Source organism: Streptomyces longwoodensis (assembly GCF_001514125.1).
In the GTDB taxonomy this organism is placed as follows: Bacteria; Actinomycetota; Actinomycetes; order Streptomycetales; family Streptomycetaceae; genus Streptomyces; species Streptomyces longwoodensis.
In genome coordinates this window covers 536,422-561,539 of the sequence record NZ_KQ948550.1, presented here as the reverse complement: position 1 = coordinate 561,539, position 25,118 = coordinate 536,422, and the positions used below count along the sequence as shown (strand labels likewise).

The following is a 25,118-nucleotide window of genomic DNA, read 5'->3' as shown; positions in this document are numbered from 1 at the left end:
GGGGCGGGCGGCCGGTACCAACCCTCAGCTGGAGTACGCATGAAGAAGAAGACGGTCACATCGGTGGCTGCCCTGGCGGCGATAGCCTCCGGGCTGGTCCTGGCGCCGACGGCGTTCGCGGGCGGTGCTTCGCACGGCGACGCCGAACTGCACGCGATGCTCTCCCCGGTACCGACGAGCAAGGTCACCGGCTCCGGGACGGCGATGGTGCACCTCAAGGGGAACCAGGCCACCGTGACCATCAAGGCGCAGGGCCTGCTGGCAGGGGCGCCTCATGCCCAGCACTTCCACATCGCGGGCAAGGGCCAGTGCCCGCCGGCCTCCGCGGCGAAGATGCACAACGGGCATCTGAGCCTGAACACCACGGACGGTCTGCCGTTCTACGGCAAGATCGGCGCCTCGCTCACCACCTCCGGTGACACCGGTGCCGACCACTCGGCCCTCGCGGTCGAGCGCTTCCCCATGGGCGCCTCGTACACCTACCAGCGCACGATCACCGTCGATGACGAGACCGCAAAGGAACTGCGGGCCGAGAACGCCGTCGTCGTCGTCCACGGCATCGACTTCAACGGCAACGGCAAGTACGACAACGTGCTGGGTGCCAGCGACCTCGACCCCAAGCTGCCCGCCGAGGCCACCGACCCCGCGCTGTGCGGGCCGCTGAAGATGGCCCCCGCCGGAGCGGTCGCCGGCGGCATGGGAGGCACACAAAACGGGGACACCATTGCACTGAGCGCCGCCGGCGGGCTGCTCGCCGCAGCGGGAGGCGCCTTGTACCTGCGCCGCCGCTCCAGCCGCCAGAGCTGACCGGCACCGGCACATATGACCGGCTTCCGGCCTCGTGGCCGCCGCAGTGTCTACACCGCGGCGGCCACCGCCTTCACCACCGGCGCGCTCGCCCTCCTCGCCACCGCCATGACCGCGCCGCAGCCACCCCCCACCCCACCCGCCAGTGCCCGCACCGCGCCCACTGCGCACAGCACAGTCCCCCAGCTACCAAGTGCGGGACTGCCCCGTTCGGAACCCGCCGTCATCAGCATCCCGAAGATCGGCCTGCACACCCCGGTCGAGAAGGTCGCCCGGGCCGGCGACGGTTCCATCGCTCTGCCCAAAGATCCCGATCACGCCGGCTGGTACACCGGATCCGTCACACCGGGCGAAAGGGGCAACGCGATCACCGTCGGCCACGTCGACTCCGAGAAGGGACCCGCCGCCTTCTACGGCCTGGGCGCCCTGCGCAAGGGCTTCCCCCTCACCGTCACCCGCCACGACGGCAGCACCGCCCGCTTCACCGTCACCGGCATCGAGGTGTGGGCGAAGAACGCCTTCCCCTCCCAACGCGTCTACGGCCCCACCAACACCGCCACCCTGACCCTGATCACCTGCACCGGCTGGGACAGCACACGCCGCACCTACCGATCCAACCTCGTCATCACCGCACAACTCACCCCCTCATGAGGGCAGTCACCTGGTCACCTCTCCCGCGCACGGACGGCACCCCCCACGCCACCGGCCGTGGTCTCCGCCCGTGAGCCTCTCCCCGCCAAGCACCCCCTGGAGATGCCATGGCCCGGCATACTTCCGCGCCCTCACCGCCGGCACGGTCGCAGCACCTACCGTTCCACCACCCAGTACGGTTCCCGGCCGCCGCACTGCTGCTGGTCGCAGGCATCGCCCACATCCCCATCACCCCCGGCCACCTCGAAGAAGCCCCCTACATCGGGATCCTGTTCATCGCCCTGACCGTCGTGTGCTTCGCCCTGGCCCTGATGCTGCTGCGCCACGACACCGCACTGGTCTGGGCAGCCGTCCTGGCAGTGACCGTGGCCGCCGTCCTCGCCTACCTGGTGTCCCGGATGACCGCACTCCCGCAGATCGCCGACGACGTAGGAAACTGGACCGAGCCCCTCGGACTTGCCTCCATCACCTCCGAATTCCTGGCCGCCGCCCTCGCCGCAGCAGCACTGGCAAGCAGAGATAGGCGGTGATCCCGATGATCGCGGTTGCTTGGGGCATCGGGCGCCGCCTCCACCACCGATGACGACCAAAGCCCTCAGACGGGCCCTCTGACATGACAGCCGCTGCTGCGAACCCTGGCCCCCGCCCCAGGCACTCCGGCCCCCGTCATGGGTCCCATTGGTCGGCGCCCCCACCGAGCCACCTGATGAGCGGGGAGACTGCGATCTGGTCCTCGTCCGCCAGACCCTCACGCAGACCTGCTCGGCCCAGGAAGACCACCAGATCCCACCGCCCGTAGGCGCGGCCGACCGGCACACCGTGGACGTGCACCAGTCGGCCACCCTCACTGTCAGGCGGACCTACGGTCACAGGCTGTGAAGCACTCACGATAGTCATAATGTGGGACGAAGCGTTGTAGGCCATCACCCCCTGTGGGTGACTAAAGATGGCGAGCTGACTGCCGCGGACGGTCAGGTCGGGCTTCAAGCCCCGTTGCCGTCCACCAGCCCGGCCTCGGCGACGGTGCCGTACACCGGCATGAGGGTGTCGATGCCAGTCATGCGCAGCATCCGCTGCAGCTTTTGCGGCGCGCAGGCCAGTACCAGCACGGCACCGGTCTGCTTCGCCTGCTGCCAGGCGTGCACCAGCACATTCAGGCCGGCTGAATCGCAGAACGGCACGGCGTCTAGGTCCAGTACTACGCGCTGCCGGCCCAGGGCGATCTTTTCCAGCAGGCGGTCCTGGAAGAAGGAGGCGGTGAGATAGTCGATGTCGCCGCTGAGCTGCACGATAAGCGACGTTCCTGCCATGCGTGCCCGGACTGAGGGTTCTGTGGTCATCAGGCGCTCCCAACCGCCTCATCGGGAGACGCAACCATCGTGACGGTGAGCCTACCGACTTCCCTCACATGGCGTTCCCACTTCGTCCATGACTGCAGTGCAGTACCCGGCCGAAGACTGACCGCCGCGTGCGCGTAGCTCATTCAGGTGGTAGAGCGCAGTCTTGATCAGCCCGGCTTCCCGGCAGGGATGCCGACACGGCGCGATCCATGGGAGAAAGGGGGCCACCAGCCGTGCCGAGGGCTCTGGGCCGGCCTGTCCGGTTGCGGGACGCGAGAGCCCGGGCGAGGTGCAGCGGGCGCCTGGCCCTGAGCGCAGGTGCACGGTCGCGGTGGCTTCGTATCCGCAGCCCGACACGGTGGCGGCACCGGACCGAGTGCTGCTCCCTTCAGGGGTGGACGCTGTACGCCCAGGGCGCGTCACGACATCCCGCCGGACGGAATGTGCAAAGCTGACCTCGCGGGTCTTGCCGACACCGCTACGGCCCTGTTCCGGCTGTCTCCCGCCGAGACGGCGGGGACAGGGCCTGTTGCGTTTTCGGCGGGACAAGTGCCGACCAGCTCCTGCCCTCCGGCACAGCGCGCTGGACAGAGGAAGGCCGGGAGGGCGAGCAGCCCGGCGTCAGCTCCGCTTGGTCGAGGGCGGCGGTGCGGTCGGCCCATTGAGCGTCCCGGCAACGTGTGTGAGGGTCACAAGGTGATCGGGATGATGCCCAGCGGCTTGCTGGTCGGCTGCTTCGAGCCGCTCGCGGGCTCGAGCGTGATACCCACAGCCACCGCCTTGTTCAGGGGGCCTTTCAGCAGGTGTGGGGCGTGGCGCGCATCCCCGGATACCAGACCGGCAGGGTGCAAGTCGCCGGTGGTGAAGGCGTACCAGAGCTCGTAGGTCTTGCCTTCGTCCGGTGCCGGAAGGCCCTGAGCTGCGAATACGGCCTTGCCCTGACCGCGGGAAACGGTGACCGCTGCTCTGGCTCCGTCGGTGAGCTTGGCGGTGTGCACGGTGACGTCCGGTGCCACGAGGAGATCTGTGAGCGCCTGGCTCGATCCGCGAGCTTGAGCTGCCTGTGTGCGTGCGTGTTCGGCCTCGGTGTACTGCCACGCCGTCGTCCCGGCCAGGAGGGCGGCCGCCGTGATACTCGCGGCGAGTACGAGAGCTGGCCTGCGGCGTCCCGCCGTGCGGGGCGGCCGGGGGGCGCTCTCCTGGTGTATGTGGGTGATGGCCTTCAGTGTGGTGGTGCGGATGTGCTGCGGTACGGGGGCGCTCTGGGCGGCGGCCAGCTCAGCGACGACCTCGCGAAATGCAGTGATCTCCTCAGTGCAGGTGCTGCAGCCGGCGAGGTGGTTTTCGAACGCGGCTTCTTCGGCCGGGGGCAAAGCGTTCAACACGTAGGCGGCGATGGCCTCATGCGGGTCGTCCTCGGCTGTCATCTGCCGGCCTCCATGCAGGCCCGCAGCTGCCGCAGAGCGGCTCGCATGCGGGATTTCACCGTGCCCACGGGGGCGGAGAGGGCGTGTGCGACCTCCAGGTACGTCAGGCCCTGGTAGTAGGCGAGCACAAGCGGGACCCGCTGACTGCGGGACAGCGAAGCAAGACATCGGTAGACGCGACGCTGCTCGTCATGGTGTTCGACGACTTCGGCCACCACGTCGAAGGCGCCCTCGGGCAGCAGCGTGCGAGCACGTTGTTCACGCTCCATGCCGGCTTGAGCCGCGCGCACGCGGTCCACCGCGCGCCGGTGCGCCAGCGTGAGCACCCAGGCCTTCGCAGATCCCCGCTCGGGGACGTAGCGGTCCGCCGTACGCCAGATCTCGATCATGACGTCCTGGGTCACCTCCTCCGCTTGGGCCGGATCACGCAGGATCCGGCATGCCAGGCCCATGACCACGGGGGAGAAGATGTCGAAGACCCCGGCGAACGCGTCCTTGTCTCCGCGGCCTGCGCGGGCCAGCAGATCTTCGGCCCTGGCCTCTGGTCCGGACCTGTGCAGCATGCCCCCTCCCGTCATGCTGTGCGCTGCGATCCGGCGGGATTTGCAGCATGCGACAAGCCCGACTCTTCCATCCTCGGCCGCGCGGTGCAGGGCGGTCGTGGCGTGGGGGTGACCGGCACGGGGTCACTCACTTCCAAAGGCATCCGGCTCGGGCCGCAGACGCAGAACGACGTGTACCGTCTTCCCGCCCAGCCCAGGGACCACGGTCATGTGTCCTCCTAGCTGTTCGATGATGTTTATGCCGAAACCACCGGGCGCCGTGCCGCCGGCATGCCGGTCGATCTCGGGCAGGTCCTCGCTGTGATCCGCGACGGCGATATCCAACTGGCCGTCCTGCAGACTGAGCGCGAGTTGGCAGGAGGCCTCCGTGTGGCGGACGGCATTGGTCACCAGCTCGGACACGATCAGTACCGCGTCCTCGACGCGACCGGTCTGCTCGGCCGTCTCGAGCCACCGTTGCGTGATGTGACGGGCGACGGCCGGCGTGTGCAGGCCCCGGGGCAGGTCGACGGCATGGCGCGGGGCGGCGGGGGACGGTGCTGTGGCCGACATGATGGCTCCCTCGGGGGCTGTGGATCTGGCGAGTTGGTGCACAGGGATTCGTAGCTGAGGCGCTGATGGATGGATGCCGCCGGGCACGTGGGCTGCACAGTTGTTGGTTTCCAGCCAAACGACGGTGTCCTGCTGGTGAGGGGGCTGGCTGGTGGCTGGAAACTTTCTCGTGCCGCTGTCATCCGTTGCGACACCCGCTTCGAATACCTCATATCCGGCCTGTGAGCCGGAGATGCAGCCCACCACCGCTTAGGAGACATAGCGATGCGTACGTCCATACGAGCGCGGCAACTGCTTGCTGGAGCGGCCACGACGGGCCTCCTGGCCGGCGGTGCCGCTGTCGGCCTTGCGGGCACAGCAAGCGCTACACCCGCGCCGGCATCCGTCATCAGCAGCACCCAGCACGACCACCACAGCAAGTGCGAGTGGCACAAGGGGCACTGGGAGAAGAAGTGGGTGAAGGCCCACTGGGAGAAGAAGCTGGTCCACCACAAGATCTGGCACTCCGGCCATTACGACAAGCACGGCACGTGGCACAAGGGCTACTGGAAGGACAGCTCCTCCTACAAGTGGATCTACGTCCCCGCCCACTTTGAGCATCACTGGGTCAACGGCTACTGGGACTGCCGCCACCAGTGAACGCCCACTCATCACACGCACGAGGCCACGGTGGCCCGAGCCACCGTGGCCTTCGCCTGCTCACGGATAAGAACGGCACCCTCGGGCCACGACCGCGTCCACGTCGCCCAGAACGGATACGAGAACCCTGGAAGGTGCTGCCGGGGGGCCCGTGGCGACGTCACCCTCTTGAGCGACCGGCGCAGGGACGTCAGCGGCTGCACTGGAGGCGCTGCTCGCCGACCCCCAGATGGAGGCACCGCTGATGTCGCGCCCGTCAACTGCCGTCGCGCGCGGACGGCTGGAGCGGACTGCGCCCGGACTGGAGGAGCTGGGAGCAAGTGGAACGTGTGCGCCACCGCCGAGGCTGTGCTGCGCGCGGCCTGCGCTGTCGTAGCCGCGGTCCAGCACCGCCCGGGGTGCGGAGGAAGCCCAGCCGCACCCCGAGTGGGGAACGCCCGATCATCAGCGGCATGCGGCGCTTCCCCCAACGGTTGCCGACACGCCGGATCGAGCCTGCCGACAACAGTTGGGGGATGGCCCACCTCTCAAGGGGGGTCAGAAGTTGATACAGACCGGGCCCTGGTTGACGTTGACCAGGCCGACCTGGGTGACGGCGGCGTTGCAGTCGAAGCCCGCGTCGTCGTCACCGCCCTTGTTCCCATCTGCTTCGAAGAGGGAGTCGAAGTTGATGCAGACCGGGCCCTGGTTGACGTTCACCGCTCCGAGCTGCGTGGTGAAGTCGTTGCACTGCCCGTAGGAGGCGGGCCCCTCGCCCCGCTCGGAGTGATCGCTGGCGGCAGCGATGCCGGGACCGGCCATCACCGCGGCAGCGGCCAGAGCAACGGCCGCGAAGGTCTTACGGAGGGACAGCATGATGGAGCTCCAAGAAGTGGAGGTAAGGGACACAACAACCTCACCAGCACCCGCCTCCACCCGCACGCGGTGATACGCCACTTGGACCGCCGGAGCGCCCATGCACTGCGTCGGCCGCATGGGACGACGAATTTCGCGGCTCCTCCGCTTCGCCCGGTGCGTGGTGGTGCAGCAGGCGACGGCGGCCCTTGAGCAGCTCGACGGATGGATCGCGGCAGAGGAGCGTCGCGGGGCGCGGTGGCACTCCGGTGAGGAGATGCGGCCTGCGCCGGAGGTACTGATCCAGCACGGGCTCAGCCGAGCGAACACTGATTTGGTGCACACGGGCGGCTGCTGGGCCGTGGTCAAGAGCGTCCGGTGCCGCCCGGCAGCAGGACATCCAGGCGCTGCGCCGACGGCTCCCTGAAGCAGAAGGGCGCTATTGGGGTCTGCGTCCTGTGACGGCGCCGCCGGGGTCGTCGAGGAGGGCGATGCGGACGGTGATGCGTTTGCCGACCGGTTCCATCTGGACTTCGAAGCCCTGGGCCACCGCCATCACGATCTCCAGCCCGTGCTGCCCAACCCGCCCGGCGTCCGCGGCCTTGGCGACCGGCAGCTCCGGCGCGGAGTCCCACACCACGATTTCGACCAGGTCGCCGACGATCCGCAGATCCATCATCACCGGGCCGGGCGCGTACTTGCGGGCGTTGGTGACCAGTTCGCTGACCACCAGCTGGGTCACATCCACGGCACGCTGCGAGACGGGCAGGCCGTGCTCGGCCTGGACCCGGGTGAGGAACCGGGCGGCGAGGTGGCGGGCCTCGGCGATGCTCGTACCCTCGCCCTGCAGGGCCATCGTGGTCTGTATGGCCTGCTCGTGCGGCGCGGTGCCGTCCTCATTCACCGGGACTGGTTCCATCTCGGCAGCCTTTCCATTCCCCCGTTTACCTCGGTGTACCCTCGCCCGCCCAGCACACGCTTCACGCTCCTGCACGGCTCCCCCGCAGCCACCCGCGGCACCGTCACCACGTGCAGGGCAGCGCTTCAAGGCGAAGGTCTGGCTGTGCCAGTATCCCCCTATGGCTGAGAGACGGATGACGGACGCGGAGCAGGCCGCACACGCCGGCAGCCTGTCGGTCACGGTCACCGCCACGGACGGCATCCGGGTGCTGAGCCTGGCCGGGGAACTCGACCACGACACCGGCGAGGCGCTGCGCCAGGCGCTGGACGTTACCGGCACCGCCCGGCCCCGCATCGTGGTGGACATGCGACGAGTCACCTTCATGGACTCCACCGGCATCAACCTCCTCGTCGCCGCCTACCAGACCGTCACCCGGGACGGCGGCTGGATCCGCCTGGCCGCACCCACCGACTCCGTCCTGCGCACACTTCAGCTCGTCGGCGTCGACGATCTCATCGACTGCCGCACCACCCTGCGCGAAGCGCTCGCCCCCTGACCGCTGACAGGTTCTGACCGGGTATCGCAGTGGAGAAAGGCCGGTGCTCCCCGCTCGCATCGCTGCGCCCGGCACCGGCGCCCGTACCGGCGTAAGCCTCAGTTCCTTCCGCCCGCCCGCGTCCCGCTCCGTCCAGAAGGGCGGCCCGGGGCGCGAGCGTTCTTGTGGCGGACCGATCTCGGGCGTGCCCGGCGGCCGGCTCCACAAGGGTCGGGCGAGCCCAGTCCCGTCGCAGTGGAAACAGCGGCCACCGCCCGGGGTTCTCCGGGCACCGATGGTGCCGGAGGCGTGCCGGAAGAGCCGGGTGAGTCCGGCGATATGTGCCGCGTGGACCGGGAGCTCCTGGCGTCTGCTGAGGGTGAGCTCCAGGGCGACGGCGAGTCCGGTGAAGTGAGCGTGGGCAGGTCACCGGTCATCGCGCGGAGCGTCTCGTTCACCTCGCGCATCGTCTCCGCACCGGTCGGCTGCACCCGGGCCGCGAGGAGGGTGTCGGCGGCCGCGGTGAAGGACAGCAGCTCGGCCGGGCGGGCAAGCAGCCCGACGCGGCCCACGGGGTCGCGGTGGGTGTGGTGGAGCTGGGCCAGGGCGTGCCACAGGTCGCCCAGCAGATCCTGGGGTGCGGTCTCTTCTCGGCTGCGTCTCATGGGGCTTGTGTAGGGCCTGCGGAACGCTGGCGGCGCCGGGGGGGCCTGTCCGTCCCGCCCCGTGGTGCGGTGACTTCGGGGTCAGTCCCGCTGTGCGGCCTGGCGGCTCCGACCGCACAGCGGGCTCGTGCGGTCAGGCCCGCCGGCGAATCCAGCCGCGGCCCCGGCCCGGCTCGGGGTCGTCCTCCGACTGTGGCGGTGCGGCGGCCTGGAGGCGGGCGGCCTCGGCGGCTTCCTCACGGGCGACGTCGTCGGCATAGCAGGTGCCGCACACCGACACGTCCCCGGCACTCCAGGCCGTCCTGTGCGCGGTGGTCTCCTCCCAGCGCTGATCGGTGAACTTCCTTCCGCACCGCTTGCACACCGGGCGCTGCGCCTCCCGCTCAGCAACGCGGCGCTGCTTCTCCTCCGCGTCGGCGCGGGCCTCCTGGTCGCGGAAGAGGACATCGCCGTCGGGGTTGTCCAGCGCGACCGTCAGCGTCTGCTCGCCGGTGCGTCCCAGCCGCCGCCACACCGCCGCGTCCGCGCCGTGCTCCTGGAGCTGCTCCAGGGTGGTGACGACGACGGGCACCGCCTGGCCGTAGTCCTTCGCCGTGATCGCCTCGCGGTAGTAGCTCTCGTACCGGCGCGGTGCCCAGTAGCGGCGGCCGGCCTCCTCCAGTACGGCGACCGTGTTGGCGACCTTCTCCTCGGTGGTGTCCGCGAACACGAACGCCACTGGCACCAGGCCCTCACGGCCGGTCGGCGGGTAGACCCGCCGCCACAGCCGCTGCTCGTGGTCGACGTGCTCGATCGCGTCCGGCCGGGAGCGGACCAGGTCCACGGTGTGCTTGCCCGCGTCCTTTGGGAGCAGCCGGCCCCACTCCCAGTACCGGCGCAGCTTGGCAACCAGGTCATGCGCGTCCTCGGTGCGGCGGTCGATCTCCAGCAGCATCACCGGCACCCCGGCCTCCGGCGCCCGCACCACCAGGTCCGCCCGCTGCACGTACCCGTCCGCGAGCCGGTGCCCGATCTCCGTCTGGAAGCCGAGCCGGTGCTCGATCCCGGCACGGTGGAGTTCGGCGGCCGTCGAGGTGACCGCCGCCGCGTGGTCGTCGTAGCCGGTGCCGAGCAGCTCCCCGATGTCCGGGGCGTACTCCTGCTTGCGCAGCACCGAGACCCGTATGCCCTTCGGCTCCAGCAGGTCCTTCGCCTCGCCGTGTCCTCGCCGGGTCAGCACCCACACCTGCCGCTGGTCCTCCCGGACCGACTCGATCCTCACCAGGTCGTGGTCCTCCAGATCCAGGAGGTTGTCCCGCACGAGCTTGTCGTGCCGGTTGTCCGGACGGGTCAGCTTCCACAACTGATCGGGCGTAGCCCTCTGGAAGATCCCCAGCGCCTGCAGGAGCTCCCGGCGTCGATGCCCGGTCTAAGAGGGCATCTGATCCAGGTAGTTGGTGTTCTGGGATGTTTGTGTGACTGCCGTCGTTGGTGGTCGTTGGATCAGGCGTGAGTGTTCGTCGCCCGTACCGCAGTGACGTGTCCGACGCCCGCTGGGCCTTGATCGAGCCGGTCTTCACCGCTTGGCGGGCGAGACGGACTGGCCCCGGTACGGCGGCTCGGGTGCACGACCTGCGAGAGATCGTCAACGCGATCCTCTACGTCAACCGCACCGGGATTCCGTGGGAGTACCTGCCGCACGACTTCCCTCCGTACAAGACCGTCTACGACTACTACGCGAAGTGGGAAACCGACGGCACCACCCAGCAGGTCCACGACCTGTTACGCGACAAGACCCGTCGCGCGCACGGCCGCAGTGGGGAACCCACCGCGGCCGTGGTTGACGCGCAGAGCGTGAAGACCTCGTCAAACGTCGCCGAGACGAGCCAAGGCATCGACGCCGGCAAGAAGATCAAGGGACGCAAGCGGCACCTGATCACGGACACGCTCGGTCTGGTGCTGGCAGTCCTCGTCACTGCCGCGAATGTGCACGACACCACCGGCGGCAAGCGCCTGCTCGACGACCTGGCCGCGGCACATCCCAGTGTGACCAAGGTCTGGGCCGACGGCGGTTACCAGAGCAGCATCTTCAACCACGGCGCACGGTTGGGCATCGACGTCGAGGTGGTACAGAGGCCACGGACGAAGGGGTTCGAGCCGCTGCCGAAACGGTGGGTGATCGAGCGGACCTTCGGCTGGCTGATGCAGCACCGCCGCCTTGCACGGGACTACGAAGCCCTCCCTCAGAGATCGAGGGCGATGATCCACTGGGCCATGGCTAACAAAATGTCCCGCGAACTGACCGGAGAATCCGCACCAACCTGGCGAATTGAAAAGGACATCCCGCGCACATCACTGTGAACCTTGATCAGATGCTCTCTTAGGCCGCGGTGAACCACCTGAGCGGGGTCATCGCGCCACTCCACCCACTGCGGACCATCCATGGCAGCGTCCGGGTCGGCGACGCTTGGAAATCGCCATGGCGGTCTCCCAGACTGGAACGCGCTGCTGAGGAGCAGCGGGCGAAGCTGGCCAGCCTCGACGGTGAGGAGTACGACGCTCAGCGCCGTACCTGGCGTGAGGCTTCCGTCGCGGTTCAGGCAGCGATCACCGACCACGCTGCGGCGGCTGGAGTGCCGCGGTACGACGTGGAGATGGCCGTGAAATGGGCGGTCCGGCATGCCAAGGAAGACCCAGCGGAGTAGCCCTGGGTGCGTGGCCCCGGGTCCGGGGTCACGCTGGACGCATGGCCACCTCGCGCGTCGTCGTTTACCCGCCCTCAGAGTCCGGGGGCCGGCGGGTAGCTATTGACGGCGCGCTGCTGGGCGCCGCGGCTCCGGTCTGGCCAGCCGAAGGGTTTGCCGGGACGATGAGTCGATAGATCTCTCGTGCAACGTAGCGCTTGAGATTTCTTGGTTGAAAACCCATCTACCAGGGATTTCGCCTGTCTGTCAGCCCAACTGCGCATCCGAATCGCCAGGTCGCAAAGGGCCACTGCCTAGGCCCCCGAGGCTCTTCTACACCGACTAAAGGACTTCCGAGGCTTCTCGGAAAGTAGGGCATTAAATGCGCCGGAAAGCTCGCGTACCTCCTGCCCACTTTCATGGGATGTGACAGTCTCGAAACGCCAGCAACCTTCGGACCCGGTCACCACTGCCCGCATACCCCACGTTAGGACGATGCGGCTATCCGAACGCTGCGCTGATATTTTCAACTGCCCTTCACTTGACTGCCATGTGCGGGGTTCGCTCCAACTGCTCGATCTGTCAGTCAGTGACGAAAGGAACTCTGCCAATCCATCACCATCCATCGTCCGAACCAGATCGCTGACGTCTACCCATGCACCTTTGGCCCGTACAGGGATGTCAAGTGCAGGGTCGTCTCCATACGGCCGTGCCGGAGTAGAGAACAGCAGATGGACCCCTTGCCCCGGGTCTCCTACACGGAGGAGCTGTCCGCCGCGCGCATCACGAATGATCATTGAGCCATTATATTATCCCCTTCCCTTCCATGAAGAGTGACGCTTGCCACGCTGTGTTGCTGCTGGCGTCAATCACTGAGTTGCGACAAGAGGCATTGCTCCTGTGACGACAGCAAGGAGTCTTTGCTGTGATTGCGGTGAAGCTCTTACCGAAGTGAGGCTGGATTGCTGTGAGTTGGGACGAGTGGTGCGCAGGAACGTCCGGGCAAGAGGCCGGAAGCGTAGGTTCGGTGCCCCTCAGGAAAACGGCCAGCGCATGGCTCCGCTGACAGTCATGCATGCCGGCCTAGCCCGAACCCGCCAGCGACCGAACAGACCGGGTGGAAATTTTCACCCCGGCTGAGATGCAACCTCACCACATCGAGAAGCAACGCCCTAACCAGACCGCGAGAGCAACGCGGCAATGAACGGGGACGGGCGGCTTCAACCGCCTCGCCTGTGACCGGCAGGCCGAGCTTATGAAACCATCAACGTCCGATGGATCGCCAGTTGGCATACCGCGCGACGACGATAACCACAACAACGCGTTCCGGTTCGGCTTCTCAGCGGTGCCTGAAGACGTGTCCTGGGCCACTGTTGACCGCAGTAGGAGCGCGCCTCAGCGCTCGGCGTCTCGACGAGAGACAGCCCGCCACGGCCGGATCACAGAAACCGTCACCCTGAACTCCTCGGGCAAAGCCTTATCGACAACGCCCGTCTGCGCAGGCGCGGAAGTCTGGGCGGACACTGATCCCGCACTGCCGACCGCCGCTGTTGATGAAGAGGGCCGCTGTAACGGGTTTCGTAGTCGATCGGCTGGCACCGGCGGGCTTGGGGCTGCCCGGCGGGCATGTTCTAACCGCGCCCTGAGTATCCGAGCGCCGGCGGAGGGACCGGTCGCCCTGCCGGGGCCGATCGCTTGGCTACCGGCTGTCCGTGTGCCCGCTGAGTCAGGATCGTCATGCGGCAACCAGGAAGACCGGCGGGGTGCAGAACGTGGGGGACCAATTCGGTCACCTGACCGTCGTAAAGCGGAAGCATCATCTGGAGTACATGACCGTCATAGTGATCGGCGAAGTCGGCTGTGCCACGGGCCCACAGATCGCGCACGGCGGGGTTCTGCCTGGTGTCACTGATGAGCTGCTGAAGGTCTGCGTCGTCGGGACGGTCGACGGCCGCGTCGCGGAGCATGCGGATGCACACTTCCGCGTCGGACGTCCAGTTCAGGTGCTGGTCCCGCGCCTCATCACTGAGGAGCAGCCACCGCATCAGGTTGGCTTCGGGGGCGGTTGACCACGGGAACAGGGCGGCCATCGCCATGTTGACCGCCAGCACGTTCCATGTGGCGTCGATGACATAGGCGGGAAAAGGCTGCTGGTCTAGTAGGTAGCGCAGCTGGTCGCTGATGCGGGGTGGCTCCTGGACTCCTAGGCTGGACAGGCCCCCGCCGTGGCTGACGAGGAACAGAGCCCGTCGCTGGACCCGGTCCAGTCCGAGCAACGCGCCGATGATGTCGAGTTCGTGGCGGGTGAGGGCGCGGGTGATGGTTCCGCCTTCAAGGTCCCGATACCAACGTTCACTCCTGTGCAGCGCGTCGGCCACTTCTCTCTGGAGGATCGTGCGGCCGAGCGTGGTGCTGGCGGCAGCCCTGAAGGCGCGCAGCAGGGACCCGAGTTCGGCGGGTCCTGCTTCTCTGCTGTTATCCCTTGTGGCACCGAGCATGCCATGTTCCTCACAGTTCTCGTGTGCATGGTTGTGATCTCGGAGGATTGTATCCGGATCAAGTTGTGCGAACTCCCGCTGCAATGCGGGTAAGGCGCTGTTCTCTGCGTCACATGGGCGGTCAACGGGTGGCTCCGGATGACCGGCAGAAGATTGCCGGTCACCGATTTTTGACCGACTTGTCCTATAAGAGGGAGGGCGCCTCTCGGCATCGGCGTCACACAGGTCTCGCTAAGTTCGGCTAGACGTAGGAAAGTTGAACAGCAATGGCTCCACCGGCCCCTAGCGGAGGAGGCATTTCGTTACTTTGCCGTGACAGTTTGCATACATTGACGAATGATCCAGACCAAGCCCAAGATCTGGTTGTCCACGAGACGGGTCGCAAGCCACCGGGTGATCCGCCGGGGGGATGGCCAGCAAGGATGTCCTCTAGATCAGAGTGGACACTCGTAGTTAGACGAGACTTGGACTACCCCTGGCTGGCGGTTGGTGAGGCCGTTGCGGCAGGCGATACGAGGGAGGGTGAAGATCATCTGCGAGGACGTCGGGGCGGTCATGTGCCGTCCATGCCTCGGCTTTCCATTTCCGTCACCAAGGCGCTTATACGTGCTCCAGGCGTTGCAGAAAGAGCCCTCCAGCAAGGTCTAGGGCCTAGCCCACATACCCTGTCTGTTCGTTCCCGCAATCGTGCACTCATTCACATCCGAACAGATGGGGCGAGATATGCGCGGAGAGCGCAACATTGCCGGGCGGCACAGACCCGTATCGGCAGCGCCGACACTTAAGTGGCTTCAACTTTCTGACGGTGGACACGATTGGCATAACAGCCCCCGCAAGGTTGAATATCCAATCACCTTTGCTGCGCCCAGACCCTCAAGTCGGCGCACCAGCGGACCCTTCGCCAGGAGCGAGCATCTCGAGCCGACCGCCCTCGGCGGTCCGGCCGACGCTCGGTAGCTCCGGGCACACTCCGCTGGCATGCCGCTCGCTGGGCTGCGGTGGAAACCACTTAGTGACTCTCTGCAACCAGTACAGAGTTTAAGAACCAAGTCTGGATCTTGATACGGGTCCGTGCGTATGTTCGTCGTCCCCGGGCAGCCCGCCCGCAGCGACGGACATGAGGAGAGCACGAGGACGGACCGGACCGCGAAGGTCCACAAACAGCGACGGCGCCCGGGAGCGGTAACTCACGGACGCCGAACGCTAAGCGGCACACCCGCCCCGGCAAGGGCGGAGATTGCCCACCATCACCACACTGAGTCCTTCCAAGGGGCGCATCAGCGTGGCAACACTGCAAAGGGGAGTATCGCATGTCTCCTGCCCTGCGCAAAAGGCCCTTCCGCCTGGCCTGCGCGGCAGCCATCTCCGCCTCGGCGCCTCAGCGCCCCGAGCCGGACCGCACCTTCATGGCCCCGCCAAGCCGCGGGACCCGCCCGCTCGTCAGGAGCTGCCGATGAGCAGCGAAGCCCGCGACTGGGTGTGGGAGCACAGTTGCAGCCGGGGGACGGCGCGTCTGGTCCTGCTGTCCATCGCCGACCGGGTGGGCGACGAGCAGTGCGTCTCCTGGGCCTCCCTGTCGAGCCTGGCCAAGCGCACCCGCGCCTCCGTCTCCACGGTCCGCGAAGCCATCGACCGTCTGGTCGACGCCGGTGAGCTGGAGCAGCTCGACGACCTCACCGGCCCGCAGCGCAGCACCGTCTACCGCCTCCCCCTCGCCGCCAAGGCCCTGGCAGAGACCGTGGACGACGAGGATGCCGACCATGCGCCGCGGGCGGGGACTGAGGCCACCCCGGCGCTCCGCATCTCGGCCCTGCGGCGCTACAACATCCGCCCGCGTGAGGTGCCGGAATCCCCTGCGAGCGCCCGGAAACCGGCAGTACCGGAATCCGGCAGGTCCCGACGGAAACCGGCACCTCGACGTACCGGAAACCGGCACAGCGATGTACCGGAAACCGGCACACAGAACCGTAGTGAACCGGATTTGAACTGGAGGTACAGCAGTGGTGATGCTGCCGTCCTCTCAGCTGCCGAGTGGCAGATCGACCCAGCCAGCCACACCTGGGCCCGCCAGCAGGGACACCTCGACCGCCTCGGCGAGCAGGGCCTGCAGGCGGCCGACGCGAAGTGGCGTGCCCACCGCTCAGGCTTCAAGCCGAGGCCGGCGGCTGCCTGGGCTGCCGACTGGCGCTCCTGGGTTGCCCGGGAGCATCCCCCTGGCCGCCCGAACCTCTACGCCGTGCCCGGCGCGGGTCCCGGCCAGCCCGGCGGCATGACGCGGGCAGAGGCCCACACCGCCGCACTTCTCGCCGCCCTGAACGAGCCGACCGGAACGGAGCAGTAGTCGTGGACCGCCGTGAAATCGCAGCCCTGCTGGCCTACATCGGCCGACTCGACCCCCGCACCATCCGCACCGACCAGGGCGAGGCACGCGACCAGCTCGCACAGTGGCACGAGCTGCTTGGCGACGTGCCGATGGCCACTCCGCATGGCTGGGACGCCCGCGTCGCCGCTCGACAGCACATCCGAGTCTCGCCGTACCAGATCCTGCCCGCGGACGTGGCCCGCCCCTGGGAGAGCTACCGTCGCGACCGCCTGGCCCGGCACTCCGATCCCACGCCGTCCGCCGACCCGGACGACCAGGCCGCCTGGACCGCCGAGCTGGTCGGCACCCGCCGCGCCGTCGCCGCCGGCACCGCGCAGCCCGCCCAGGCCAGAGTCATCACCAGCGGTCGCGACCGCATCGACCCAAGGTTGGAGGCGAGGCTGCGGCAGATCGGCTCCTGCATACCGCCCGCCGCCCGAGCAGCCCTCGCCCCCTATCGACCCGCTCGCGCAGCCCGGGAGGCCGCCGTCGCTCAGGGGCTGCCCGACGCCCTGAGCGTCAAGTGCGAGTGGTGCCTGGCCCAGCCCGGTGAGCCGTGTCGTCGCCGCCGGATCGGTCCCGACGACTGGGTACGCACGACCGCCCCGCGCGCCACCCCGCACCCCGGCCGCGTCGACCTCGCCGCCGCCCGGCAGGCCCAGCCGAGCGAGCAGGTCCAGCAGCCCGCCGTGGCCTGACCGGCGCATCGGGCGCGTGCATCCCGCCCGATGCACCGCTACCCCCTATCACCGTCCCGCCCCGGCTGCGGCGCACGCCCGGGCGCTGCGGCCACCCGACGCCGCGCCCAGCACCGCCCCAGCCGGCCGACGTGGCAGCACATCGGAGACCACCCTTGCGTCACATCACCACCCACGACGCGCCGGCCACCGGCCTGCGCAGTATCGGAGACACCAACTGGCACACCCAGGGAGCGTGCCACGGCATGGACGTCGAGGACGCTGACGCCGTCTTCTTCCCGCTCCCGCGGGACCACGAAGCCATAGCCGAGGCGAAGGAGCTGTGCGGCTGGTGCCCGGTACGCAGCGACTGCCTCAACTTCGCCCTGGAGAACGTCCTCAAGGAGGGCATCTGGGGCGGCCTCACCGAGGCCGAGCGGCGTCCCTGGCACGACGCACTGCACCAGCGCCTCGACTACCGACGCGTAACCTCCTTTTTCCTGGGACGCGACGTACATCTGACCGAGGCCGAGCGGCAGGTCGTCATCGACCACGCCTACGTACGCGGCTGGCGGCCCGACCGGCTCGCCACCGCCCTTCAGATCAGCCACAAGCACGCACGCGACCTGCTGCGGCAGGCGGCTAACAAGGTGTTCGACCGCGACCGCACCTACGGCGTGCCGCGGCCCAAGAAGAAGCGGAAGAAGACCGCCCCAGCAGCAGGCGGCCCCGCGCCCGCCGCGCCCGGCACACAGCAGCCGGCAGCCCGCCCGGCAGCGTCGACTCCGGCGCACGCCTCTCTCGGAAAGGCCGCATGAGCCACCCCTTCCTGTCCCTCGGCGCCGCTCCGGACCTCTCTCTCCTCCTCGCCGCCGTGGTGCCCGCCGCCGTCGTGCTGGTGCTGACCGCTTGGACGATCCGGCGCCGGGGCACGCGCCCGCAGAAACGTCTCAGCGGTCCGGCGGTCAAGGTCGCTGCCCTTGCCGCCCTCGGCTGTACTTGCTACTCCGCGGACACGAGCTGGCGGTTCGCCGCCGACTACCTCGACATGGCCGGTGCCGCCGAGCGGGCCGGCATGTTCGCCGCGGCCGAGCTGGCGCTCTTCGCGACGGCGCTGATGGCACGGCAGAACCTGGCCACCGAGGGCGCCCCCGGCCTTCCGGGCACGTTGGTCTGGGTGATCACCACAGTGCAGGTGATCCCCGCCTATGCCGAGAGCGGTCCTATCGGCGGCACGGTAAGGGCCTTCGTCGGGCCGGTCATGGCGGCGATGCTGTGGCACCTCGCCATGGGGATCGAGCTGCGCCTGCGCACCCCGGGTGCCGCCTCCCACGGACTGATCGCCGTCCTGGGGCGGGAAGCACGCGAGCGGCTGCTGTCCCGCCTCGGGATCGCCGCACGCGACCGCGACGCCGCACAGATCACCCGGGACCGGGCCACCGCCCGCGCAGTCGCCCTCGCCGCCCGCCTCGCCGAACGCACACCCGAGCAGCAACAGAGCCGACGCGGCCGGCGGCTGACGCGGCGCCTGTCGAAGGCGGTCGGCAGGGCCTCGGTCGGGACCGACGCCCGCCAGCGCGCGCAGCTGCTCGACCAGCTCGCCGCGCGCCGACACGCACTCGCGCTCGCCACGGTCCCGCTGCCCTCGCCCTGGTCCCCGACGCACACCACCTCGACGGCAGCCACGGTCCCCTCACAGCCGGCCTCGAAAGCGCCGGTCCCCATAGACGGATCCGACGAGTCGGTCGGGGACCGGGGACCGAGCGCTCCGAGGGGACCGGTCCCCGAAATCGCGGACCCGCAGGAGTCAGCTAGCGCGGGGACCGAGGGCGAGAACGCGGGGACCAGGGTGGGGACCGAGGCCCCGGAAGCAGGTGCGGTCCCGGGGACCGGTCGCGCCAATCCGGAAGCCTCGCAGGGAGACCCCGGAGGCGCGGGGACCGACCGAACTACGCGAGAAGTCCCTGCTCAGGGCCCGGATCCGCATCGGGGACCGAACGCCGCCGAGTCGGGGACCGAGCCCACCGGGGACCGGGGACCGCACGACACCGACACGGGAACCGAGCCCACCGGGGACCGGGGACCGCACGACACCGACACGGGAACCGAGCCCACCGGGGACCGGGGACACAAGGCCCCACTCCGCCGGAAGACGACCACGAAGCCCCGGACTAAGACCAAGGGGAAGCGCACCCGGTCCCGCACCCAACAGACGCAGCGTCCGCCGCGCGAGCCGGAGCAGTCGGTGGACCAGCTCGTCCGGCGGGTCCGTCCGCACGTCCCTGCCCTGCTCGAACGGGACGGCAACGAGTCCGTCACCCGGGTCCAGCTGCGAGAGATCCTCCGCCGCGAGGGCCTGAAGGGCGGCCGGAACGACCGACTCAGCCTCGTCCTCCAGCAACTGCGGAGCGACGACACCACGACAAGGAGCACCGCCCCGTGAAGACCTGCCACCAGTTCGACACCGTCCGTGCGGAGTACGAGCGGGAGATCGGCTTCATGCTCGCCCACTCCAAGCGGCACGAGGGCAGGCCAGCCGCGAAATCCAGCGCGAAGCAGGCTGCATCGACGAAGCAGCGGATGGCACGGGCGCTCAACAGCCACGTCGGGCGCTGCGCCGAGTGCGGCTGAACCTGCAAAATCCCAGCCAAACACCCCTAATCGCAACCGGTGGCCCGGCTCCGTGCCGGGCCGCCCCCCCCTTGAGGAGACACGCTGTGATTGCGCGACCTGCTCGCTCATCCGAGCCCACGGTCGACGAGGCCGGCGCCTGGGCGGACGTCCTGGTCCGGAGGCGGCTCCTACACGCCGCCGTCCTCACGCCGACCGGCCAGTGGCTCGTCCAGGACCAGCCCGACGGACCCGTCCGCGTCCTTATGGGACCGACCGACCTCCTCGCGCTCGCCGCGACCATCCAGCACCACACCCGCTCTACGAGGCCCGAATCCCGATGACGAACCCCACCCAGAACGGCACCACCCCGAAACCTGTTGCTGACTCCAACTCGGTCTCGGGGCGAGCAAGTTGGGGCGGAAGCGTAGCTTCCGCCGAACCCGCCCCCAAGGGGGCGGGAGAGGACCTGCACCGGGGGGCGCAGGTCCTTCAGGCTTCGACCGGGGGCGGATCGAAGCCGGGGCAGGAGGAGAAGCAGACTGAGCCGCGCGCCCGCCGACAGCGCACCCCTCGTGCCCGCCAGCGTCCGCGCCAGTCACCCGAGAAGAAGCGCCTGCACCAGCCCAACACACGCTTCAACGATGATGAGTTCGCCCTGATCAAGTCCGCCGCCGCCCAGTGCAATCTGTCCGTCGCCGGATTCCTCGCCCGCTCCGCGCTCGCCGCCGCCCGCGACCTCGACCGCACCAGTGCCGAGATCGCCGACGAACGCGAAGTGATCACAGCCCTGTTCGACAGCAGGCGTCGGCTCGGCTGGGCCGGCAGCAACCTCAACCAGGCAGTCAAGGCGCTCAACTCCGGTGCAGACGTCCCTCAGCTCGAAGCGGCCGTCGCCGCCGTACGGCGGGCCGCCGACACCGCGCACGAAGCCGCCACACGGCTGATCGAGCACCACGGCTCATGATCCCCAGCGTCAACCCGTCCGGGTCGGACACCAGAGGTCTCCTCTACTACCTCTACGAGACCGGCAAGTACGAGGACCACACCGACCCTCACCTCGTCGCTTCCTTCGACGGCATGTCGCCCGACCCCGGCCGCGACCCGAACGCCACCCTCAAGGACCTCCAGCAGCTCCTGGACCAGCCCGTGATGGCCCTCGCCAAGCACGCACGCCCGGCCAAGCACGTATGGCACACCTCCGTACGCGCCGACCCCGGCGACCGGATCCTGTCCGACGAGGAGTGGGCCGACATCGCCCGCCGCATCGTCGCCGCCACCGGCATCGACCCCGGCGACGGACAGCCCGGCTGCCGCTGGGCCGCCGTACGCCACGCCGAAGACCACATCCACATCGTCGCCACCCTCGTCACCGAGGACGGCCACCGCCCCGACGACTTCCGCTCCGGCGCTCGCGCCCAGGCCGAAGCCCGGCTCATCGAGAAGGAACTCGGTCTCCACCAGGTCGCGCCGGGCGACGGCACAGCCGCACAGCGGCCCACGAGCGCCGAGCGCCATAAGGCCGAACGGCAGGGCCGCGAGCGCACCGCCCGCGAGGAACTGCGCGAAGCCGTACGACGCGCGGTGGCCGGGGCGAGGAGCGACGAGGAGTTCTTCGACCGGCTCGCCGCCGTCGGCCTCCTGATCCGCAAGCGTGCTGCGCCCTCCGGCGACCTGCTCGGATACAAGGTCGCCCTGCCCGACGACCTGAACAAGGACGGCGAGCCGGTGTTCTATCCCGGCGCGCGCCTGGCCCCCGACCTGTCGCTGCCCCGCATCCGCGAGCGCTGGGCCGGTGAGGCCCAGGACGTTCCGGCTGCCCGGCGGGAGGATGCGATCCGTACGGGGCCGGGCAGTCCGGCCGCCGCGCGCCGCGGGACGGCTTCGGCCGTGTGGCAGGCCGTGCTCGTCGTCGAGCACGGCGAGGACGCGGTCGCCGCTGCCCACATCGCAGCGGCCGGCGAGGTCCTGGATGCCCTCGCGAAGACGTCCGCTGCCCACACCCGCCGCGAACTGCGCGACGCAGCAACGGCTTTCGAACGGGCCTCGCGGTCTCACGTCCGCGCCATACGCGGGCACGACCGAGCCCTGCGGCAGGCCGCCCGCAACCTCGTCCAAGGCGGCCCGGCCCTCGGACGCGGCGAGGACGGAGCCACCACGGCCATGGCCATCGACATGCTGTTCTTCCTCATCACCGCCGCCGCGCACTGGCACGCAAGGAAGGGCCACGCCCAGCAGGCCGAGGCCGCCACCCGGGCCGCCGAGCACCTGCGCACCGCCTACCAGACCGCCGCCGCACAGCCTCTCGGCGTGCTCTACCAGCGTGGCCGGCGTCTGGGGCCGATGCTCCAGCGGCAGACCGTGCTGCTGCGCGAGGCGCTGCCGGAGCTGGCCGAGCAGATCCTCGCCGAACCCGGCTGGTACGCCCTGGCGGCGACCCTCGCGGAAGCCGAAGCCGCCGGCCACGACCCGGCCGCCCTACTGTCCGACGTCGCCGGACGCCGCGAACTCGGCACCGCGGACTCCATCAGCGACGTGCTCGTGTGGCGGATGCGGCGGACCGCCGACCTGCCCGCCGACGCCTCCCACCTGCCCGAGACCAGCACCGCAAGGAGCCGGTCCGCAGCGCGTGGGACGCCCACCAGGCCCTCCGCGCCCGGCGGGCGGCGCAGCGGAGAGGAGACGTCGCGTAAACCCCGGTGAGCCCGTCAGGCGCTGGCACGGGCCTAAGCGCATCACCGCGAGAAGGGACAGCGCCACCGCTCCGACCGCAATCCACAACATCGTCGTACGCCACATCGGACCTCGGTGCCGGCCAGGTCCGATGCCGAGGCCGTCTGCATCCGTGCACGCGCAGGACGGACGGGCATGGCGCAGGTGGGGCGAGTCGAGCCAGTAGGCGTCGTGAAGTTGAGCGGTTGAGGCAGACAACGACGTGTGATCGGGCACACCGCGGCAGCACCGCCGCGCAGTATAGCACCGTGGCCAACTCGCCCTCTGGGCAACCGAGAAACCCGAGTACCCCTGCCGACCTGGCCGGAGGCGACTGTGGACTTTGTGAATTGAAACCGCCGGGGGCGCGGGGCACGATCATGAAACGCGCAGGACGAGGTGACGAGGTAGAGGAGGACGCCAGGGTGTTTCACCGGATACGCCGCCGCGCCAAGGAGCCGAGCGAAGCTCAGAGGCAGTTCGCCAAGCTGCATGCGCAGCTGCAGGGCCAGGTCCCGTCCGGCTTCGGAGTGCCGGCGCCTGAGCCGGAACCCACCGAACCGGCCGCCGTCGTGGACGACTTCCTTCCGCCGGAACTGCGCGTGCCGAGCCACGACCAGGTCGAGGGCAAGATGATGCCGTGGAAGCAGCCCCTCGTCCTCGACGGCGAGATGGCCGCCTGCACCGAGTGCGGCGCATACCGGGACTGGCTCATCCTCTCCACCCGTGGCGAGATCTGGCTGCGCTGCCGGGCAGGCCACCAGCAGCAGGAGACCCGCATCGACACCGCCTGGTACAACCGGCACTCCGGACCGGCGGACGCGACGCACGCCACGTTCGAGGACTGCCTGCGCCACCTCGGGCACTGACCACCACTCCTACGACCCCACCGGGCCCGCAGGCCCGCACTGACCACCCGTCGCCTAGCACCAAGGGGTCAGTTCCGTCATGCGCGTTCGCGTCGCCACCACCGCCCTCGGCATCACCGCCGCCCTCGCCCTGCCCGCCTGCTCCACCGACACCACCGGGGGAACGCACCAGACCTCCTCCGCCGCCCGGACAGGAAAGCCGGCCGACACCGTCCAGAAGCCAGCCGCGCTCTCCTCGGCCGCGCTCGAGTCCCGCCTGCTCGACCAGAGCGACCTCGGCAGCGGCTACCTGCCCAAGCCGGAGCGTCCGGCCCAGCACGACGACGTCACCGTCATCGGCTGCCCAGCCCTGAGCGAGCTGGGCGGCGACGCGGCGACTGGCGGCACGCTCGCCTTCCCGCACAAGGCGAAGGCGGACTTCACCTACGGCGGCAGCTCCTCGGAGATCTCCGAGGAGCTGTACAGCGACAGCGCGAGGAAGCTCTCCGACGGCATCGACCGGATCTTCGACGCCATGACCGGCTGCCCGACCTATCAGATCGTCGCGGGCGGCACCCCAGTTGACGTGACCTCGCAGAAGCTGCCCTCACCCCACGCCAGCGGTGACGAGCAGTGGAGCCAACTCCTGACGTTCACCGCCGGGGGACGGAGCACCGTGGTCAAGCAGACCGCGATCCGCGACGGCAGCCTGCTGCTGATCGTCTCCGGCTCCCCGGCCCTCGTCGACCGCCACCTCGATAAGGCCCTCGCCAAGGCCACGTCAACGGGCTGACCTGCATGCACGTCACGCTGCTGCCTCCGACCACCGCGGGTCGGGGGCAGCAGTGCGTTACTGGATGGCTCGTTGAGCGGCGCGAGCGGCTTGGCCTGGTACCCAGGCTCGGACCTGGCCGGCCTGTACGTAGAGCACGTTCGGGAAGCAAGAAAGTCCGGCACCCCAACTGGGAGGGTGCCGGACTGCGATCGTCGAGAGTTGCGCGCTGGACGCTAGATGGCCGGCGCGCGCAGGAGGCGCTCCTGGGTGGCCACGGGCAGCACCCGCCGCAGGACCGGTGCGGTCGAGCTGAGAGAGGCGGCGAAGGCGGCGACGAGATCGTGCGGGACGCTGGCGGCGAACGATGCCGCCCACAGACACGGTGCGCCGAGCGCGGGCTCGGCCCACGCCTGCCATCCGGCCGGCCCCGTCTCGTCGTCCTCGGCGGACAGGGCACGCGGGTCGGCGTCCTGGATGAGGGGCGGGACCTCGCCGAGGCTGATGTGTGAGGTGAACGTCGGGTCTGTCGCTGCCGCCTGGGGCTGGTCGATGTCGCGGAACCATCCGTGGGCGGCGACAGCGTCAAGGACCAGCTCGGATCCGGCGAGCGGCACGGCAGGCTGGTCGCATGCGTCGAGCGCGACGAGGAAGTCGACCACCGCCTCGCCAGGGACGTCGCGGGTGAAGTAGGCCGACCACTGGGCGAGCGGGCTGCTCGCCTCGGCTCGGGCGGAGATCTGCCAGGCGATCGGCAGCTCGCCCAGGTGGAACGGCTCGTCCGCCAGGCCCCACTGGGCCCATCGCAGGGCGTCTGGGCTGATGTGCAGGACGGTGCTGCGCAGGACCTGGCGGTCCTCCGGGGCCTCGTCCGGCTCATGACGTCCGCGGACGATCGTCAGGCTCGTCCAGCCCAGGCCGGCGAGCGTGTCGGCGACGACGTCGTAGAGGCGCCCATCGTCACCAGCCAGGTGCCGAGGACTGACCCAGAACGCGGGCTGGCCGCCGCGCGGCGTGGACGAGTCGGGCGGGAAGTCGGGGTACAGGGGCGCCTCCAAGGGC

Annotated in this window: 25 protein-coding genes; 15 read left to right on the top strand and 10 right to left on the bottom strand. The window is 69.2% G+C overall.

The genetic code is table 11. The features are described 5' to 3' along the window. Window positions 1-39 precede the first annotated feature (39 nt). From AQJ30_RS07370 to AQJ30_RS07360, 3 genes are all read left to right on the top strand, one after another. Complete coding sequence (locus AQJ30_RS07370; protein ID WP_067230123.1) at window positions 40-807, top strand: hypothetical protein; 768 nt, start codon at window positions 40-42, stop codon at window positions 805-807. 15 nt (window positions 808-822) lie between these two features. Next, the gene (locus AQJ30_RS07365; RefSeq protein WP_067230120.1) at window positions 823-1,458 is read left to right on the top strand and encodes a class F sortase; all 636 of its coding nucleotides are present in this window, start codon (window positions 823-825) and stop codon (window positions 1,456-1,458) included. Between the two features lie 107 nt (window positions 1,459-1,565). After that, window positions 1,566-1,988, top strand: a complete 423-nt coding sequence (locus tag AQJ30_RS07360) for a hypothetical protein (RefSeq protein WP_067230117.1) — start codon at window positions 1,566-1,568, stop codon at window positions 1,986-1,988. A gap of 453 nt (window positions 1,989-2,441) precedes the next feature. On the opposite strand, the gene AQJ30_RS07350 is transcribed toward AQJ30_RS07360, so the two are convergent. The 4 genes from AQJ30_RS07350 to AQJ30_RS07335 all read right to left on the bottom strand — a co-directional run bounded on the left by AQJ30_RS07350 (window position 2,442) and on the right by AQJ30_RS07335 (window position 5,340). After that, complete coding sequence (locus tag AQJ30_RS07350; protein WP_067230114.1) at window positions 2,442-2,798, bottom strand: STAS domain-containing protein; 357 nt, start codon at window positions 2,796-2,798, stop codon at window positions 2,442-2,444. A gap of 689 nt (window positions 2,799-3,487) precedes the next feature. Further along, entirely contained in the window at window positions 3,488-4,225 is a 738-nt protein-coding gene (locus tag AQJ30_RS07345) for an anti-sigma factor (protein ID WP_067230111.1), read from the bottom strand. After that, complete coding sequence (sigK, locus tag AQJ30_RS07340) at window positions 4,222-4,788, bottom strand: ECF RNA polymerase sigma factor SigK (protein ID WP_067230108.1); 567 nt, start codon at window positions 4,786-4,788, stop codon at window positions 4,222-4,224. The genes AQJ30_RS07345 and sigK overlap by 4 nt, the downstream gene beginning before the upstream one ends. A gap of 123 nt (window positions 4,789-4,911) precedes the next feature. After that, the gene (locus AQJ30_RS07335; RefSeq protein ID WP_067230106.1) at window positions 4,912-5,340 is read right to left on the bottom strand and encodes an ATP-binding protein; all 429 of its coding nucleotides are present in this window, start codon (window positions 5,338-5,340) and stop codon (window positions 4,912-4,914) included. 264 nt (window positions 5,341-5,604) lie between these two features. On the opposite strand from AQJ30_RS07335, the gene AQJ30_RS07330 reads away from it, so the two are divergent. Further along, window positions 5,605-5,979, top strand: a complete 375-nt coding sequence (locus AQJ30_RS07330; RefSeq protein ID WP_067230104.1) for a hypothetical protein — start codon at window positions 5,605-5,607, stop codon at window positions 5,977-5,979. Between the two features lie 537 nt (window positions 5,980-6,516). On the opposite strand, the gene AQJ30_RS07325 is transcribed toward AQJ30_RS07330, so the two are convergent. Next, complete coding sequence (locus AQJ30_RS07325; protein ID WP_067230101.1) at window positions 6,517-6,834, bottom strand: hypothetical protein; 318 nt, start codon at window positions 6,832-6,834, stop codon at window positions 6,517-6,519. A gap of 418 nt (window positions 6,835-7,252) precedes the next feature. Continuing rightward, entirely contained in the window at window positions 7,253-7,732 is a 480-nt protein-coding gene (locus tag AQJ30_RS07320; RefSeq protein ID WP_067230099.1) for an ATP-binding protein, read from the bottom strand. A 160-nt stretch (window positions 7,733-7,892) separates the two neighbouring features. Between AQJ30_RS07320 and AQJ30_RS07315 the strand changes: the two genes are divergently transcribed. Further along, window positions 7,893-8,270 carry an STAS domain-containing protein gene (locus AQJ30_RS07315; RefSeq protein WP_079083942.1) on the top strand — a complete coding sequence of 126 codons (378 nt, stop codon included), beginning with the start codon at window positions 7,893-7,895 and terminating at the stop codon, window positions 8,268-8,270. A 777-nt stretch (window positions 8,271-9,047) separates the two neighbouring features. Here the strand turns inward: AQJ30_RS07315 and AQJ30_RS07305 are convergent. Further along, on the bottom strand, window positions 9,048-10,256 hold the full coding sequence (locus tag AQJ30_RS07305) for a replication-relaxation family protein (protein WP_067230094.1): 1,209 nt from the start codon (window positions 10,254-10,256) through the stop codon (window positions 9,048-9,050). A 146-nt stretch (window positions 10,257-10,402) separates the two neighbouring features. Between AQJ30_RS07305 and AQJ30_RS07300 the strand changes: the two genes are divergently transcribed. Next, complete coding sequence (locus AQJ30_RS07300; protein WP_067230092.1) at window positions 10,403-11,254, top strand: IS5 family transposase; 852 nt, start codon at window positions 10,403-10,405, stop codon at window positions 11,252-11,254. 637 nt (window positions 11,255-11,891) lie between these two features. On the opposite strand, the gene AQJ30_RS39185 is transcribed toward AQJ30_RS07300, so the two are convergent. Beyond that, entirely contained in the window at window positions 11,892-12,374 is a 483-nt protein-coding gene (locus AQJ30_RS39185) for a DUF6228 family protein (protein WP_245726843.1), read from the bottom strand. An 834-nt stretch (window positions 12,375-13,208) separates the two neighbouring features. Next, a complete protein-coding gene (locus tag AQJ30_RS07295) occupies window positions 13,209-14,075 on the bottom strand; it encodes a helix-turn-helix transcriptional regulator (protein ID WP_067230090.1) in 867 nt (288 codons plus the stop codon). 1,453 nt (window positions 14,076-15,528) lie between these two features. Here AQJ30_RS07295 and AQJ30_RS07290 point away from each other — a divergent pair. The 9 genes from AQJ30_RS07290 to AQJ30_RS07245 all read left to right on the top strand — a co-directional run bounded on the left by AQJ30_RS07290 (window position 15,529) and on the right by AQJ30_RS07245 (window position 24,077). Beyond that, window positions 15,529-16,416: a helix-turn-helix domain-containing protein gene (locus AQJ30_RS07290; RefSeq protein ID WP_067230087.1), complete on the top strand. Its 888-nt coding sequence runs from the start codon at window positions 15,529-15,531 to the stop codon at window positions 16,414-16,416. Between the two features lie 2 nt (window positions 16,417-16,418). Beyond that, the gene (locus tag AQJ30_RS07285; protein WP_067230084.1) at window positions 16,419-17,135 is read left to right on the top strand and encodes a zinc finger domain-containing protein; all 717 of its coding nucleotides are present in this window, start codon (window positions 16,419-16,421) and stop codon (window positions 17,133-17,135) included. Window positions 17,136-17,290: 155 nt separating this feature from the next. Beyond that, a complete protein-coding gene (locus AQJ30_RS07280; protein ID WP_067230082.1) occupies window positions 17,291-17,932 on the top strand; it encodes a WhiB family transcriptional regulator in 642 nt (213 codons plus the stop codon). After that, a complete protein-coding gene (locus AQJ30_RS07275) occupies window positions 17,929-19,557 on the top strand; it encodes a collagen-like domain-containing protein (protein WP_067230079.1) in 1,629 nt (542 codons plus the stop codon). The genes AQJ30_RS07280 and AQJ30_RS07275 overlap by 4 nt, the downstream gene beginning before the upstream one ends. Next, entirely contained in the window at window positions 19,554-19,745 is a 192-nt protein-coding gene (locus AQJ30_RS07270) for a hypothetical protein (RefSeq protein WP_067230077.1), read from the top strand. The genes AQJ30_RS07275 and AQJ30_RS07270 overlap by 4 nt, the downstream gene beginning before the upstream one ends. 319 nt (window positions 19,746-20,064) lie before the next feature. Further along, window positions 20,065-20,691, top strand: coding sequence for a plasmid mobilization protein (locus tag AQJ30_RS39175; RefSeq protein ID WP_245726842.1), 627 nt, complete (start codon window positions 20,065-20,067; stop codon window positions 20,689-20,691). Continuing rightward, complete coding sequence (locus tag AQJ30_RS07255; RefSeq protein ID WP_107119509.1) at window positions 20,688-22,427, top strand: relaxase/mobilization nuclease domain-containing protein; 1,740 nt, start codon at window positions 20,688-20,690, stop codon at window positions 22,425-22,427. Before AQJ30_RS39175 ends, AQJ30_RS07255 begins: the two co-directional genes overlap by 4 nt. Before the next feature lie 434 nt (window positions 22,428-22,861). After that, window positions 22,862-23,305, top strand: a complete 444-nt coding sequence (locus AQJ30_RS07250; RefSeq protein ID WP_067230072.1) for a hypothetical protein — start codon at window positions 22,862-22,864, stop codon at window positions 23,303-23,305. 79 nt (window positions 23,306-23,384) lie between these two features. Next, window positions 23,385-24,077 (top strand): hypothetical protein, encoded by a 693-nt coding sequence (locus AQJ30_RS07245; protein WP_067230070.1) that lies wholly within the window; start codon window positions 23,385-23,387, stop codon window positions 24,075-24,077. 215 nt (window positions 24,078-24,292) lie between these two features. Here the strand turns inward: AQJ30_RS07245 and AQJ30_RS07240 are convergent, their stop codons facing one another. Next, window positions 24,293-25,114 carry an SPDY domain-containing protein gene (locus AQJ30_RS07240; RefSeq protein WP_067230068.1) on the bottom strand — a complete coding sequence of 274 codons (822 nt, stop codon included), beginning with the start codon at window positions 25,112-25,114 and terminating at the stop codon, window positions 24,293-24,295. Between the last annotated feature and the right edge of the window lie 4 nt (window positions 25,115-25,118).

What these genes read in the sequence shown, in the direction of transcription:
- AQJ30_RS39175 (WP_245726842.1), top strand. Translation starts at nt 20,065, where the DNA reads ATGACGAACCCCACCCAGAACGGCACCACCCCGAAACCTGTTGCTGAC.
- AQJ30_RS39185 (WP_245726843.1), bottom strand. Translation starts at nt 12,374, where the DNA reads ATGATCATTCGTGATGCGCGCGGCGGACAGCTCCTCCGTGTAGGAGAC.
- AQJ30_RS07335 (WP_067230106.1), bottom strand. Translation starts at nt 5,340, where the DNA reads ATGTCGGCCACAGCACCGTCCCCCGCCGCCCCGCGCCATGCCGTCGAC.
- AQJ30_RS07370 (WP_067230123.1), top strand. Translation starts at nt 40, where the DNA reads ATGAAGAAGAAGACGGTCACATCGGTGGCTGCCCTGGCGGCGATAGCC.
- AQJ30_RS07360 (WP_067230117.1), top strand. Translation starts at nt 1,566, where the DNA reads ATGGCCCGGCATACTTCCGCGCCCTCACCGCCGGCACGGTCGCAGCAC.
- AQJ30_RS07320 (WP_067230099.1), bottom strand. Translation starts at nt 7,732, where the DNA reads ATGGAACCAGTCCCGGTGAATGAGGACGGCACCGCGCCGCACGAGCAG.
- AQJ30_RS07325 (WP_067230101.1), bottom strand. Translation starts at nt 6,834, where the DNA reads ATGCTGTCCCTCCGTAAGACCTTCGCGGCCGTTGCTCTGGCCGCTGCC.
- AQJ30_RS07365 (WP_067230120.1), top strand. Translation starts at nt 823, where the DNA reads ATGACCGGCTTCCGGCCTCGTGGCCGCCGCAGTGTCTACACCGCGGCG.
- AQJ30_RS07245 (WP_067230070.1), top strand. Translation starts at nt 23,385, where the DNA reads ATGCGCGTTCGCGTCGCCACCACCGCCCTCGGCATCACCGCCGCCCTC.
- AQJ30_RS07290 (WP_067230087.1), top strand. Translation starts at nt 15,529, where the DNA reads ATGAGCAGCGAAGCCCGCGACTGGGTGTGGGAGCACAGTTGCAGCCGG.
- AQJ30_RS07255 (WP_107119509.1), top strand. Translation starts at nt 20,688, where the DNA reads ATGATCCCCAGCGTCAACCCGTCCGGGTCGGACACCAGAGGTCTCCTC.
- AQJ30_RS07275 (WP_067230079.1), top strand. Translation starts at nt 17,929, where the DNA reads ATGAGCCACCCCTTCCTGTCCCTCGGCGCCGCTCCGGACCTCTCTCTC.
- AQJ30_RS07295 (WP_067230090.1), bottom strand. Translation starts at nt 14,075, where the DNA reads ATGCTCGGTGCCACAAGGGATAACAGCAGAGAAGCAGGACCCGCCGAA.
- AQJ30_RS07330 (WP_067230104.1), top strand. Translation starts at nt 5,605, where the DNA reads ATGCGTACGTCCATACGAGCGCGGCAACTGCTTGCTGGAGCGGCCACG.
- AQJ30_RS07350 (WP_067230114.1), bottom strand. Translation starts at nt 2,798, where the DNA reads ATGACCACAGAACCCTCAGTCCGGGCACGCATGGCAGGAACGTCGCTT.
- sigK (WP_067230108.1), bottom strand. Translation starts at nt 4,788, where the DNA reads ATGCTGCACAGGTCCGGACCAGAGGCCAGGGCCGAAGATCTGCTGGCC.
- AQJ30_RS07345 (WP_067230111.1), bottom strand. Translation starts at nt 4,225, where the DNA reads ATGACAGCCGAGGACGACCCGCATGAGGCCATCGCCGCCTACGTGTTG.
- AQJ30_RS07315 (WP_079083942.1), top strand. Translation starts at nt 7,893, where the DNA reads ATGGCTGAGAGACGGATGACGGACGCGGAGCAGGCCGCACACGCCGGC.